Origin of the sequence: Trichocoleus sp. FACHB-40 (assembly GCF_014695915.1) — a bacterium.
In the GTDB taxonomy this organism is placed as follows: domain Bacteria; phylum Cyanobacteriota; class Cyanobacteriia; order Cyanobacteriales; family FACHB-T130; genus Funiculus; species Funiculus sociatus.
On the sequence record NZ_JACJPF010000084.1, the window covers coordinates 1 to 12,380 of the forward strand.

Sequence of the window (12,380 nt, forward strand, 5' to 3'; positions counted from 1 at the left end):
TCCTTTTGTTCAGGGGTCATAGCCGCTCCTCCTACGAATGCAGTTCACACTTCTGTTGACGCTCTACCTATTATCCTCTCTTGATAGTAGTTTTACAAAACCGGGATGCTCCCGTGGTGCATCTCGAAATTTCGCAGCATCATGTACTATAGTGGGAACTTTTGCCACTTGTTCAAACAAATATTTACCTACTAAGCTGGCATACAAACTACTACCACAAGCAATAATTTGAATTTGGTTTATATCAAGGTAAAAATTAGAGGAAAACCCTAAATTTATGATGTGTTCACCTAATGCTGGTATTGACTGATTAGTAAAAGCATCTAAGCAAGCTTGCACCACGGCTGACTGCTCGTGGATTTCCTTAAGTGTGTAATGTTCAATTTTATTTTCTTTCATCAATATCTCCGTTAAATTAATTTCAACTACTCTTAAAGCCGAAAAACATAATTATCATCTTTTGTCAATTGTCCGTTGAGGTTAAAAGTTGAGTATAAATTATTGTTGTTAGGTTGAAAAGTTAGAACCTGACAAGGTTTTAACTTTTCAATCCGGCAACGTTTTAATGACCAACGACTAAGACAGCCCAAACAATCGTATAGTGTAAAGTACAGCGAATTATTAAATAAATATGAAAGCGATCGCTCTCCTTGGCTCTACCGGATCAATTGGAACTCAGACGCTAGATATCGTGGCTCAGTACCCTGACCAGTTTCGGATTGTAGGGTTAGCAGCTGGACGCAACGTAGAAATGCTTGCTGCACAAATACGACAGTTTCGCCCAAGCATAGCAGCCATCTGCGAAGAAGAGAAATTGTCAGAATTGAAAGAGGCGATAAAAGACCTCGACCCCCAACCCGTCCTACTTGCGGGCCAAGCCGGGGTGATTGAAGTTGCCCGTTACAGCGATGCCCAAATCGTAGTCACTGGTATTGTCGGCTGTGCAGGTCTATTGCCAACCATCGCCGCAATTGAAGCTGGAAAAGACATTGCTCTGGCGAATAAAGAAACTCTAATTGCTGGGGGGCCAGTTGTGCTGCCTTTGGTGGAGAAATATGGCGTTAAGTTGCTGCCAGCTGACTCAGAACATTCTGCCATCTTTCAGTGCCTTCAAGGGGTAAAGATGGGCGGCTTGCGGCGAATTTTGCTCACGGCTTCAGGAGGTGCTTTCCGCGATTTGCCTGTAGAAAAATTAGCAACAGTTAAAGTTGCAGATGCTCTGAAGCATCCTAATTGGTCAATGGGTAAAAAAATTACTATAGACTCCGCCACGTTGATGAATAAAGGGCTGGAAGTAATTGAGGCTCATTTCCTATTTGGCATGGATTACGACCATATCGATATTGTCATCCATCCCCAAAGTATTATTCACTCATTAATTGAGTTGCAAGATACTTCAGTTTTAGCTCAGTTGGGTTGGCCTGATATGCGGTTGCCGCTGCTTTATGCGTTGTCATGGCCGGAACGAATTCATACAGATTGGCAACAGTTAGATTTAGTAAAAGCTGGAAATTTAACCTTCAAAGAACCAGATCATCAAAAGTATCCCTGTATGCAACTTGCCTATACAGCGGGAAGAGCTGGTGGTTCAATGCCTGCTGTTTTGAATGCGGCAAATGAACAGGCGGTGGCGCTATTTTTGGAAGAAAAAATTGAATTTTTGGATATTCCACGTTGTATTGAATATGTATGCGATCGCCATCAATCCGACAATCGATCCAATCCTTCTCTTGATGACATTGTAGCAGCCGACGAATGGGCAAGGCAGGAAGTTTTAGCGGCCAGAGATAAGATTGGACGCGATCGCCTTCTCTTCCTTAGCTAAGATAAATTCATCATTGATATAGCCAAAACTACAGCGATCGCTAGAATAAATAGACTATAGCTGTGGACGCGATCGCATGGACAACAATCAACCCGATGAATACGATAGTCCTTGGAAAGAAGTTATCGAAACCTATTTTCAAGACTTCATGGCATTCTTTTTTCCACAAGCTCATGCTGAAATTAACTGGTCGAGAAATTATGAATCTCTTGACAACGAACTACAGCAAATTGTGCGGGATGCTGAGATTGGGATGCGGCGAGTCGATAAACTGATAAAAGTATGGCTGCAAAACGGCGAGGAAGCTTGGGTATTAGTTCATATCGAAGTCCAAAGCAAATCTCAGTCAAGTTTTGCCAAGCGTATGTACACCTACAACTACCGCATTTTTGACAGGTATGAGAGACAAGTAGCAAGTCTCGCAGTATTGGCAGATGACGAACAGAATTGGCGGCCCAATAGTTATAGTTACACCATCTTTGGTTGTCGAGCAAGTTTAGAGTTTCCGATAGTGAAACTCTTAGATTATGACGCACGGTGGAGCGAACTAGAGCAGAGTAGCAACCCATTTTCTGTAGTAGTCATGGCGCATTTGAAAGCGAAAGCAACGCGCCGCGATAAATTTAGTCGGTTACAGTGGAAATTGAGGCTGGTCAGAGGGTTGTATAAACGCGGCTATGAACGCCAAGATATACTAGAGTTATTTCGCTTCATTGACTGGGTAATGCAATTACCAGAGGACTTAGAGGATAGGTTTGACGAAGAAATAAGCCGTTATCAGGAGGAGCAGCAAATGCCATATATTACCAGTATTGAGCGGAGAGCAATGGCAAGGGGGGAACTACAAGGGCGACTGGAAACTGCTCGAGAGGCTGTTATCGAAGTTTTAGAAACTCGTTTTAAAGTGGTTCCTCAATCTATGGTTGAGGTGATTAATGAGCTTAATGATTTGTCTGTGCTGAAGAGTCTGCTTCGGCAAGGGATAACTATTGCTTCTCTGACAGAATTTCAGGAATTTATCAAAAGTTTATCAAATGAGCGATCCGATTAATAGAAGAATTTGAAGATAATCTTGACGGAGAAATAAAAGGTTATCAGGAGGAGCAGCAAATGCCATATATTACCAGTATTGAGCGGAGAGCAATGGCAAGGGGGGGAACTACAAGGGCGATTGGAAACTGCGCGAGAGTTTATTATAGAACTTTTGGAGACTCGTTTTGAAGTGGTTCCTCAATCTATCGTAGAGGTGATTAATGAGATTGATGATTTGTCACTGATCAAGAGTCTCCTCCGGCAAGCTGCAACTATTGCTTCTCTGTCAGAATTTCAGGAATTTATCAAAAGTTTATCAAATGAGCGATCCGATTAATAGAAGAATTTGAAGATAATCTTGACGGAGAAATAAAAGGTTATCCGGAGGAGCAGCAAATGCCATATATTACCAGTATTGAGCGGAGAGCAATGGCAAGGGGGGAACTACAAGGGCGATTGGAAAGTGCGCGAGAGAATGTTATCGAAGTTTTAAAAACTCGTTTTGAAGTGGTTCCTCAATCTATGGTTGAGGTGATTAATGAGCTTAATGATTTGTCTGTGTTAAAGACGCTCCATAGACAAGCCATAACTATTGCGTCGCTGTCAGATTTTCAGGGATTTATTAGTAGTATTAGGTCTGAACCTGAACAATCATAACTTCACGCTTTAAGTTGTTAGATAGCGATTTACTAAGAGCAATAAGCAAGAGAGATTTCTAAAAAAAAATATAGAGTGCCACGCTTCAAGAGCAGCCGTAATGCGATCGCATTCATCATCAACAGGCAATATAGGAAGTTTTGGCATGAAGTAAAGTTATTAGAAAAGGTAAAACCTGCGGAAAAATTACCTAACATCTTGTATATATAAGTTGATACTTTTATTTCTGTCAGCAAAAATTATGAATCACATTCATAGAGCGATCGCTATCTTGGGAATCATTACTTCCATCGGTGGACTGTCTCCTTCGGTCTATGCTCAACCACCGCAAACGCTCACGCAAGAAAGAAGCGCTGAGGACTTCAACAAAGAAGGATTAGAAAAGTACCACAACGGAGACTACCAGGGAGCAATACAAGATTACGATCGGGCAATTCGTCTCGATCCCAACTTTGCGGGAGCTTATGTAAATCGAGGCAATGCTCGCGATGACATGGGAGATATACAAGGAGCGATCGCAGATTATAACCAAGCGATTCGTGTCAATCCCAAGGATGATACAGCCTACTACAACCGAGGAATCTCTCGCATCAGAGCGAGAAACTATCAAGAAGCGATCACAGACTTCGACCAAGCAATTCGTCTTAATCCTGAGTTTGCCGAGGCTTATGGCAACCGGGGAAATATTCGCGCCGCCCTTGGAGATAAACAGGGAGCGATCGCTGATTATAACCAGGTACTACAAATTAATCCCAATGATGCCCTAGCATACTATAACCGGGCGACTGCCAAAGCTCAATTAGGAAACCCACAGGACGTGATCGCAGATTTTCAGAAAGCCGCCGACCTCGGCAAACAACAAGATAATCAAAGGTTATATCAAGATGCACTCGATAAAATTAAAGATTTGCAACAATCAGTAGCCGAACGCCAAACAGTTTGATCTCGATTTGGTGCGATCTTCTCCAAAAATTTTCTCTTCAGCAATAAATACTTTTGATTCGCTATGCCAGTAGACTTAATCATTTTCATCGCCGCAATTATAGTTTCCTGGCTAATCTTCACCCTACTGGTTAAAGTTGTGAAGGCAAGTATTAGCACTGCCATTCTTGTTGCGGCAATTGTTCTTATTTTGCAACTATTCTTTGGCATTGGCCCTCAAGACCTTTGGCAACAAGTGACCCAACTTCCTCAAACTCTTTGGCAGTTAGTTACAGGCAAGTAATAATAGCTAATTGGAATTAGCTATTAGCCATCAAGCGATAATCATTTTGGCAACATTTTCCATCACCTTGCTTAACGGATGATCTGGAAAACGCAAGCAGAACAAATCGCTACTTGCCATTTGGATCATCTCTTCCGAAAGCGGCAAAATACCTGCTACCGGTGCGTTATATGTCTTCTCGACTTGTTGCTTCAAAGCATCAAAATCCAAAATAGGTAGGGCCTTATTCACCATAAGCAACATCTTAGGAACCTGCAACTTTCGCGCAACTTCCACTGTCACGGCAGTACCCTGAAAATCTTGGCGATCTGGACGCAAAATCAAAACCAAAATATCAGAGATAGTGATAGAAAGCAGAGTTTCTTCATTAAGCCCTGGATGGGTATCAATGAATAAGTAGTCTAAATCTAGAGCGTCGATTACTTCTTGAAACCCATCATTTAGCAGACCAAAATCGAATCCCTCGCGCAGCACTCTGGTAATATCTCCAGCTTTAATGCTGGAAGGAATCAGGTAAATGCTGCTGTTTTTATTACCCGTTTTTTTCAAAACCGAGGTGACATCATAAGCAGCTTCTTCAATTAAACAGCGCCCCCACAAATAGTCATTGAGAGAGTGTTTTATCTTATCCTCATCGAAACCGAAAAGCACATGAATTCCGGGGGATTGGATATCCGTATCAACAATGCCAACGCGATGCCCAAAGCGAGCAACTATCGCAGCCAGGTTAGCAGTCGAGTTCGATTTTCCGGTGCCACCCCGAAATGAGTGGATGGACACGATTTTTGACATGATTTACCTCAATTAACTCATAACTCAAGACGCGATTTATCATCGCGTCTCTACAAACTCCTAAATCATCACTCTTCCCCTGGTGCCTTCTCTTCTAAACTTTGCCAGATATCTGTAGACAACTTGCTACGCCGTTTAGAGGCAAGGCGAGGTCGGTAGAAGCGATCGCTTCCCTGTTCCACTTCTTGCACAAATCCTTGTGCTATCAGGGTGTCTAGCTGTGTGCGGGCAATATCTTCACCCGCGCCAGTATGAGCCACCACTTCCGCTAAGGATACGCTTTTGTGACGCATGATCCAATTGACGAGTTTCTGCTCTTGGTCGGGTAAACTCATCACATCGACCATACTCAGACCAATATCTGTCTCTTGTTCCCCAGATGTCGTTTCCTTAGTCATAGTGTTCCTCCCTTGACTTTAAGCCAATTGATGTTGAAAGCGATCGCTCCTATCCCCATCACTTAGATTCATCCTCTGTCTTCTGTCGCTTGTTCGCCCTTTGCTGCAACTGCTGGAAATAGTCTTCTTCAGATGAGTTAACTTCTTGGCTTACCTGTGAATCCTCTTCGACCTCAGCTACGCCTTCAGTTTGTCCGTTAGCGTCCAAATTCTTCAGTCGCACTCGTTGCTGCAACTGCTGGAAGTAGTCTTCTTCAGCGGTTTGGGCGTCTTGGCTTACCTGTGAATCCTCTTCGATCTCAGTTACGCCTTCAGTTTGTGCGTTAGCGTCCAAATTCTTCAGTTGCACTCGTTGCTGCAACTGCTGGAAGTAGTCTTCTTCAGGGGTTTGGGCGTCTTGGCTTATCTGTGTATCTTCTTCGATCTCGGTTGCCGCTTCACGTCCGTCTGCATCCCCATTTTTCAGATTCGCCTTTTGCTGCAACTGCTCAAAGTAGTCAATTTCTTCAGTTATTACAGGTACAGAGGCGGAAACTGCGGCTTCTGATATCTGTGTATTTGATTCAATTTCGACATCGCTGCGCCGATTTTTCCGATTTTTCGCCTTTTGCTGCAACTGCTGCAAGTAGTCGTCGGTTTCTTCAGTTATTACAGGTACAGAGGCGGAAACTGTCACTTCTGATGTCTGTGTATTTGATTCAATTTCGACATCCCTGTGCCGATTTTCCGCCTTTTGCTGCAACTGCTGCAAGTAGTCGTTGGTTTCATCAATTATTACAACTTGGGGTGAAACTGTCGCTTCTGATGAGTGTGGATTTGATTCAATCTCGACATCGCTGTGCCGAGGACGCAAATTTTTTCCCTGTTGCTGCAACTGCTGCAAGTAGCCGTCGTTTTTTTCAGTTGTTTCAATGGCTTGGGATGCAGGCGTAGCTTTTGCCTTAGATGAGGTACCGCCTCGACTTCTGAGATTTTTTCCCTTTTGCTGCAACTCCTGAAAATAGTCAGTTTCTGTAATTTCAGCTACCTGGCGCTCTTTCTTTTCTTCATCAATCTCAATATCGATTTTCAAGAAACCCTTGACACTTTTATAGATTGCCTTGGCGTAGCCTCTTTCTACGATCAAAACACCGCCAGCTGTCGCCACCAGTGCCAATGCTGGCGGTATTAGCGGTATCCACCCAGCTTGGAGAAATAAAACGTAGCAAGTTCCATACAAAACGACTATTGCTACGCCTCCAGCAATACCAAGCAGCCAAGGACGGCGAATGCGCCATGCTAGAATCCCTCCCGCCAGCGACCAACCCCAAATCCAGAAAAGTTCGCCCCACTCATTCCAGTACCAAAATAGGGGTCGTTTATCCAGCACTGCGCTGAGGATTTGACTGACAACTTGAGCGTGAATGGTCACTCCGGGCATTTTCTGGGTGCCTTCCTGACTAGCACTGTAAGGCGTGTTAAAGTCGTCATTTACGCTGGTTGCTGTGTAGCCAACCAGCACAACTTTATCTTTTACTAAAGCCGGATCGACTTTACCCTTGAGTACATCTGTGAGCGTTACTTTGTTGGCTGGCTCATTTGCAGAGCGATAATTAATTAGCATCTGCAAACCCTCCATATCGGCGTTCCGATATCCGCCAGCATTTTTGTCGGGGCTTTTGAATACGGTTGAGGCGATTTTCAGGTTTCCATCGGGTGTAGGTTCCGCTTCAATTCCCTCAGCTTGCAGGTAAATTAGTGCTAGGGACATATCCAAAGATGTCAGTTGCTCTTCGGGATCGCTGCATAGGTGGGCATTCTCTAGGGGAACTTTCGGGGCTGGGGGACTTGCAACTAAGAGACTGCGGCGCACCCATCCATCAGGCTCTTTGACGAAATCAGCAAATCCAACTTGCTCTGGTGGGATGCTTGGTGGCGGCGGAAATCCTGCTTGTTTACCGTCACTCAGTTGGCAGATAGTTATAATGCGATCGCTTCCCTTCAACACCTTCAATAAGTCTGCATTTCCCTCTTTGACGGGAACATCCCGAATAATATCTATACCGATGGCTCGCGGTTCATACTCGTCTAGTTTCTGCAAAACTCTAGCAATTGTCTCATCAGACAAAGGCCATCCCTTCTCCGCTTGGATGTCTCCCTCGGTGATTTCCACCAGCAACACGCGCTTATCTGGCCCTTCATCAGGACGCAGACGAATTAGCTGATCAAAAGCACCAAGCTCCTGTCCCTGGAGCATTCCCAGCGCTCTTGCTCCTACTACCAAGCCTGTAATTACAATGCTGGTGAGAACTACCTGTCCGCCAAAGTTTAATGCTGTTGTGCCGACGTTGGTGTTTGATAACAGGGAGCGAATTTTTGAGTTGAGCCGAGAAATCATATAATTGCCACCTCCTCTCTAGGGGCTAGAGTGTCAATTGTCGCTCAATCTGTCGCCTTTACAGCTAAACTCAAAATTAAGATTTTTTCTGTCCCAATGTATTTGGCAAAGCTGATTGATGAGCTTCTGCGTCGCTCTTAAATTTTATTTCTCCAACCTTACAAAACTTAATGAAGTTTTGGACAAATAAATGGATAAGTCAATTAAATTTTCAATGAAGCAGAAGAAAAAAGGCTGACATGAGAGATAATTTATAGCAGTTATAGCATTGAAATATTCCCAATAGGCTAAAAGTAAAAAAATCAACTTAAAAACCAGACAAGAGCGATCGCATCTTTAAATTTTCTATCTTATTTCCCAGGAAAGTAGAGAAACATTGTTGAAGATAAAAGAGTCTCTGTTTACAAATTACAATGTCCTGGTTAAGCTTGTCGCTACAGACTGCAAAGCGTATGCTTTGAAGAGGTGCTGCTTGCTGGGTTAAAGTGCTACAACTTGAAAAAAATATATGTTGAACAAGTCTTCTGTACATTTCACGACACTTTCCTTAGCCTTGTCTGTGGGACTAACGCTGTACGCCAGCATTCCAGCCACAGCAGAATCGCCACAAACACCGATACGGCAAACAACCCCCAACCGTGTGCGCTCAGGTCGCCTGAGATTTAGATTGCCAAAAGTCGGCGCACCCCGTACTAGAGAACCGGGAGCATCCCGTGGTAGCTCAAACTGTAGCAATCAAGGAAAGTCTGTAATGGCATTATTGCCAGATACTAATGTGGGATTGACTGTAGCAGAGCGTCCGACCTTATTTGTTGCTATTCCTTCTAGTAGCGCCGAACAAGCCGAGTTTACGCTGCATGACGAGGAAAAGCAGCAGGAGGCACTATACAAAACAAAAATTCCCATTCCTAGCACTGCTGGTATTGTTAGCATCAGCCTTCCCTCAGACGCTGATTCTCCACAGCTGGAAGTTGGTAAAAAATATCGTTGGTCGTTTTCAGTTATTTGTGACGCTGAGGATAGGGCAGCAGATATTTTTGTAGAAGGGTGGGTGCAACGAATGGAACCAAGTGCCACCTTAGTTAAGGATTTAGAGAAAGCAACAGAACGCGATCGCCCAGTTTTGTACGCTGAGGCTGGACTTTGGCTCGACACAATCGCATCTCTAGCTAATTTACGTAACGCTTCTCCTAACGATTCCAGCTTAGTAACAGATTGGGAAGACTTATTAAAAGCCGTTAATCTTGGCACAGTTGCCAAGGAACCTTTAATTAAGTTAGAAACCAGCACAAGTTCCACGCCCTAGTCATTGAAACGTTGTCAATTTTGTAGGGGCATGGCAATCAAAAAGCCCCTACAGCAAACCAAAATCAACGTTACAGAATTTTCTTTTAATAAATCAAACCACCCTGCTAGAGAGCAAGCCAACGGGGAAGTTAAAGCCCCAAACGATGGTGGGGTGGGCTTCTTTTATTTTGGGCTTACCGGACATGACATCATTCCTGATGCTGAATCTTACTAATTTCCGTCACCCAACTCCGGCGGTCATTATGTTCCAAGTTGAGGATGTCTTCTAAAGACCAGTGGAAGTGAAAAGCAATTAAGGCTACCTCCTCGCGCAGCGCATCAGAGGGGTAGCCTAAGATTCCCCCGCTAGAGAAAGCTCCACCTGAAATTGACTATTGCACGTAGGACACTGAACCGGAATGTAAACATCACCTTGTTGGTTGATGCGATTGTAAAACTCCCGCAGGTACGCCAAATCAAGAGAAAAAAGATTCTCCAACAATTCAGGAGTTACCTTTGATAGTTCGCCTAAACGAGTAATAGTTCGCGAGAGCATCACCAAAACTGCATAAGCGGGATTATCCTGCACCCCCCGGTCTTTTTGGACAAACATTTCATCTTTTGCAGTTGCTAGACGCATCACGCCTTGGCGATGAACGCCCCCGCTTGCATCCACCAATCCTCTAGGAAGGATAAATTCAAATTCAGTATAGAGTATGCGATCGCTGTCCATCTCGTCGGGTTACTCAAAATCAGGAGTCAGTGCAGGATTCGGTAACGGGTTTGTCACCACTTTCGACTCAGCATTTTCCTGCTCTAGTTCATTAATCTGACGATAAAACTTCTGGAGATAATTCAAATCACAAGCGAAAAAACCTTCAACAACTGAAGGCGTAACCTCCTCTAAGGCTCCCAATCGAACGATCACGCGAGCCAAAATAATTACTGTAGCGTAAGCAGGATTTGATTTAACGCGAGGGTCGCGCAAGGGGACAATTTCATCCATTGCTCTCGACAAACGCATTACACCTTTGCGGTGAATGTTGCCATCGCTATCGAGATACCCCTTTGGTAAAGTAAATTCAAACTCAGTTTGAATCATTCGTTACTACATTAATCCGTTTTAACTCTTCAACAGTCACTTCTATCTCTTCAATCTCCATATCGCCCCCAACAGCATTAACATCTGCAATTTTATAGCTAGTAGGCCATGCTCGTTTAAACTCAAATCTAAACTGCTCTTGGGCTGCCTGATTATAGATTACTAAAGATCCATCGCGCTGTTGTTTACCCCAATTTCCATCCTGCACAGCCTGAATCCAGTTCCACAACGTCATCGAACAAGTCAGACCCCGGCGCAAGGTAATATTGCTGTAACTAACATTACCAGGAATTTTTGTCCGGACAACTCGACCCTGAGATTCTCCATCTTTGCCCCACTTCTGAGGTGTCACCTCGGAGATTTCTATCACCTGTTGCGTAGACTTAAAGCCGCTACAATCCATAAAGTAGCCGTCTATCGCATCATTGCTTCCATCGAGTTTCAGTTCCAGGTAAAATCGGCAAGTTGTGAGAATTTCAGGAAAGTCTGTCACAGTTGATACCGCCTTACAACCAATTCACTTTCTATTATATAAATCACTGACTGGTGAAATGGAGCGCGATCGCATCTCACCTCACCAGAGCAGTTTTGCATTGAGTATATTCCTTCTACGCCGATACAGTAAACTTCATCCGCTCGTAGTTAAGCTTAAGCGTCCAAGTTTCCAGTTCGCTACTCCCTGCGTCCCGCTTAGGAACATCAAAACTATTGGGAAGCACCCCTACAAAACTGTACGTTAACCCCACCTTCCCCTCTGAACCTGAGTAATAGACATTAATTGTCATTTCTTTCCGTAAAGTTCGCGCTTTTGCAGCTTCCCCAAGGTTAGCTTTCGAGGCGCAATCCTTGTACCACTCCCACAGCTTATCGTCATTTCCTCCCTGATGCGCCCCTGGCACCAAAACAAGCGTTATCTCGCCATACTTTGGTTGACTCGGAACACTGAGAACCAGCGATTTTCCCTTTGGGCCAGAACCGATGGCATTATCAGCACCCTTTGGGGACATATCTACTGATATCCCACTTACTTCTTTGATAATGATGTCTTTGATATCACCAATTGCTACATCGTAGTTATCACTAGATAGTAACTCAACGGCATCAGCCATAAATAACCTTCCAATCAATTACAAAGTACAAAGAAATGATTGCGATCGCTTCTTAAAGCGAACAAAATTAAGAGTATTGTCTCAAACACCTAGACTTAGATAGATCAAGCTGGATCGAATTGGTCAACCTGTAGCGTAAAGGTTTCTTCAAGCAACCCGCCGTCTGCACTGAGTTTCCCGATTTGATATTTACAAATCCAAACTCCGCTCATCTTCCACGAATCTACCATTTCTCCGGCTGAGTTATAGGATTTAATTACGCCTTCTGCCATCCTGGCACTCGTAGGAAAGCCGCCACCATCCTCTGCTTTTGGCATACACTGTAACAGCCACTTTCGCATCAGCGAGCTAGTGCTTTTTGCATCTCCACTAGCTAGGGTTACTAAAGTGATTTGAACCGCTGCTTCCCTTTTCTTAGTAAGAGTCTGTCGTACAGATCCCTTGGCACCAGACATTATGGCATCACCATGTTGAACGTCAGTCTTATAAGCTGGCAGGTCAACACTTTTAAACTGTAGGCCGTCACCTACTCCCTTGATTTCTAATTCAAAATTCTCAACTGTAATAATAGCCATT

At 43.9% G+C, this 12,380-nt stretch carries 18 protein-coding genes; 8 read left to right on the plus strand and 10 right to left on the minus strand.

What is annotated here, in order from left to right; all coding sequences use genetic code 11:
• Positions 1-63: 63 nt before the first annotated feature.
• Positions 64-399, minus strand: a complete 336-nt coding sequence (locus H6F63_RS18930) for a hypothetical protein (protein ID WP_190639058.1) — start codon at positions 397-399, stop codon at positions 64-66.
• Positions 400-631: 232 nt separating this feature from the next.
• Between H6F63_RS18930 and dxr the strand changes: the two genes are divergently transcribed.
• The 6 genes from dxr to H6F63_RS18960 all read left to right on the plus strand — a co-directional run bounded on the left by dxr (position 632) and on the right by H6F63_RS18960 (position 4,739).
• Complete coding sequence (gene dxr, locus H6F63_RS18935) at positions 632-1,825, plus strand: 1-deoxy-D-xylulose-5-phosphate reductoisomerase (protein WP_190639059.1); 1,194 nt, start codon at positions 632-634, stop codon at positions 1,823-1,825.
• Positions 1,826-1,901: 76 nt separating this feature from the next.
• Entirely contained in the window at positions 1,902-2,876 is a 975-nt protein-coding gene (locus H6F63_RS18940) for an Rpn family recombination-promoting nuclease/putative transposase (RefSeq protein WP_190639060.1), read from the plus strand.
• A gap of 78 nt (positions 2,877-2,954) precedes the next feature.
• Positions 2,955-3,194, plus strand: a complete 240-nt coding sequence (locus H6F63_RS18945; RefSeq protein ID WP_199298146.1) for a hypothetical protein — start codon at positions 2,955-2,957, stop codon at positions 3,192-3,194.
• A 59-nt stretch (positions 3,195-3,253) separates the two neighbouring features.
• Entirely contained in the window at positions 3,254-3,514 is a 261-nt protein-coding gene (locus H6F63_RS18950; protein ID WP_190639061.1) for a hypothetical protein, read from the plus strand.
• A gap of 241 nt (positions 3,515-3,755) precedes the next feature.
• Positions 3,756-4,457, plus strand: a complete 702-nt coding sequence (locus H6F63_RS18955; protein ID WP_190639062.1) for a tetratricopeptide repeat protein — start codon at positions 3,756-3,758, stop codon at positions 4,455-4,457.
• A 63-nt stretch (positions 4,458-4,520) separates the two neighbouring features.
• Positions 4,521-4,739, plus strand: a complete 219-nt coding sequence (locus H6F63_RS18960; RefSeq protein WP_190421293.1) for a hypothetical protein — start codon at positions 4,521-4,523, stop codon at positions 4,737-4,739.
• Positions 4,740-4,769: 30 nt separating this feature from the next.
• Here the strand turns inward: H6F63_RS18960 and H6F63_RS18965 are convergent, their stop codons facing one another.
• From H6F63_RS18965 to H6F63_RS18975, 3 genes are all read right to left on the minus strand, one after another.
• Complete coding sequence (locus H6F63_RS18965; protein ID WP_190639063.1) at positions 4,770-5,531, minus strand: MinD/ParA family protein; 762 nt, start codon at positions 5,529-5,531, stop codon at positions 4,770-4,772.
• Positions 5,532-5,599: 68 nt separating this feature from the next.
• Positions 5,600-5,929 carry an ArsR family transcriptional regulator gene (locus H6F63_RS18970; protein ID WP_190639064.1) on the minus strand — a complete coding sequence of 110 codons (330 nt, stop codon included), beginning with the start codon at positions 5,927-5,929 and terminating at the stop codon, positions 5,600-5,602.
• A gap of 58 nt (positions 5,930-5,987) precedes the next feature.
• Positions 5,988-8,306 (minus strand): CHASE2 domain-containing protein, encoded by a 2,319-nt coding sequence (locus tag H6F63_RS18975; protein ID WP_190639065.1) that lies wholly within the window; start codon positions 8,304-8,306, stop codon positions 5,988-5,990.
• A 508-nt stretch (positions 8,307-8,814) separates the two neighbouring features.
• Here H6F63_RS18975 and H6F63_RS18980 point away from each other — a divergent pair.
• Positions 8,815-9,612: a DUF928 domain-containing protein gene (locus tag H6F63_RS18980; RefSeq protein WP_190639066.1), complete on the plus strand. Its 798-nt coding sequence runs from the start codon at positions 8,815-8,817 to the stop codon at positions 9,610-9,612.
• Between the two features lie 30 nt (positions 9,613-9,642).
• Positions 9,643-9,828: a hypothetical protein gene (locus H6F63_RS18985; RefSeq protein WP_190639067.1), complete on the plus strand. Its 186-nt coding sequence runs from the start codon at positions 9,643-9,645 to the stop codon at positions 9,826-9,828.
• Here the strand turns inward: H6F63_RS18985 and H6F63_RS31075 are convergent.
• The 6 genes from H6F63_RS31075 to H6F63_RS19010 form a co-directional block, all read right to left on the minus strand.
• Positions 9,803-9,952: a DUF6760 family protein gene (locus tag H6F63_RS31075; RefSeq protein ID WP_347269536.1), complete on the minus strand. Its 150-nt coding sequence runs from the start codon at positions 9,950-9,952 to the stop codon at positions 9,803-9,805. The genes H6F63_RS18985 and H6F63_RS31075 overlap by 26 nt on opposite strands.
• Positions 9,946-10,326 carry a phage tail assembly protein gene (locus H6F63_RS18990; protein ID WP_190421283.1) on the minus strand — a complete coding sequence of 127 codons (381 nt, stop codon included), beginning with the start codon at positions 10,324-10,326 and terminating at the stop codon, positions 9,946-9,948. The genes H6F63_RS31075 and H6F63_RS18990 overlap by 7 nt, the downstream gene beginning before the upstream one ends.
• A 9-nt stretch (positions 10,327-10,335) precedes the next feature.
• On the minus strand, positions 10,336-10,695 hold the full coding sequence (locus H6F63_RS18995) for a hypothetical protein (RefSeq protein WP_190421281.1): 360 nt from the start codon (positions 10,693-10,695) through the stop codon (positions 10,336-10,338).
• Complete coding sequence (locus tag H6F63_RS19000; protein ID WP_190443953.1) at positions 10,682-11,188, minus strand: phage tail protein; 507 nt, start codon at positions 11,186-11,188, stop codon at positions 10,682-10,684. Before H6F63_RS19000 ends, H6F63_RS18995 begins: the two co-directional genes overlap by 14 nt.
• Before the next feature lie 115 nt (positions 11,189-11,303).
• Positions 11,304-11,804, minus strand: a complete 501-nt coding sequence (locus H6F63_RS19005) for a phage tail protein (protein ID WP_190639068.1) — start codon at positions 11,802-11,804, stop codon at positions 11,304-11,306.
• Between the two features lie 104 nt (positions 11,805-11,908).
• Positions 11,909-12,379: a phage tail protein gene (locus H6F63_RS19010; RefSeq protein WP_190443952.1), complete on the minus strand. Its 471-nt coding sequence runs from the start codon at positions 12,377-12,379 to the stop codon at positions 11,909-11,911.
• Position 12,380: the final 1 nt, after the last annotated feature.

Coding starts and splice junctions, on each gene's coding strand:
- H6F63_RS18960 (WP_190421293.1), top strand. CDS start 4,521: ATGCCAGTAGACTTAATCATTTTCATCGCCGCAATTATAGTTTCCTGG.
- H6F63_RS18995 (WP_190421281.1), bottom strand. CDS start 10,695: ATGATTCAAACTGAGTTTGAATTTACTTTACCAAAGGGGTATCTCGAT.
- H6F63_RS19010 (WP_190443952.1), bottom strand. CDS start 12,379: ATGGCTATTATTACAGTTGAGAATTTTGAATTAGAAATCAAGGGAGTA.
- H6F63_RS18940 (WP_190639060.1), top strand. CDS start 1,902: ATGGACAACAATCAACCCGATGAATACGATAGTCCTTGGAAAGAAGTT.
- H6F63_RS18975 (WP_190639065.1), bottom strand. CDS start 8,306: ATGATTTCTCGGCTCAACTCAAAAATTCGCTCCCTGTTATCAAACACC.
- H6F63_RS19005 (WP_190639068.1), bottom strand. CDS start 11,804: ATGGCTGATGCCGTTGAGTTACTATCTAGTGATAACTACGATGTAGCA.
- H6F63_RS18955 (WP_190639062.1), top strand. CDS start 3,756: ATGAATCACATTCATAGAGCGATCGCTATCTTGGGAATCATTACTTCC.
- H6F63_RS18950 (WP_190639061.1), top strand. CDS start 3,254: ATGCCATATATTACCAGTATTGAGCGGAGAGCAATGGCAAGGGGGGAA.
- H6F63_RS18990 (WP_190421283.1), bottom strand. CDS start 10,326: ATGGACAGCGATCGCATACTCTATACTGAATTTGAATTTATCCTTCCT.
- H6F63_RS18980 (WP_190639066.1), top strand. CDS start 8,815: ATGTTGAACAAGTCTTCTGTACATTTCACGACACTTTCCTTAGCCTTG.
- H6F63_RS18965 (WP_190639063.1), bottom strand. CDS start 5,531: ATGTCAAAAATCGTGTCCATCCACTCATTTCGGGGTGGCACCGGAAAA.
- H6F63_RS18970 (WP_190639064.1), bottom strand. CDS start 5,929: ATGACTAAGGAAACGACATCTGGGGAACAAGAGACAGATATTGGTCTG.
- dxr (WP_190639059.1), top strand. CDS start 632: ATGAAAGCGATCGCTCTCCTTGGCTCTACCGGATCAATTGGAACTCAG.
- H6F63_RS18930 (WP_190639058.1), bottom strand. CDS start 399: ATGAAAGAAAATAAAATTGAACATTACACACTTAAGGAAATCCACGAG.
- H6F63_RS18985 (WP_190639067.1), top strand. CDS start 9,643: ATGGCAATCAAAAAGCCCCTACAGCAAACCAAAATCAACGTTACAGAA.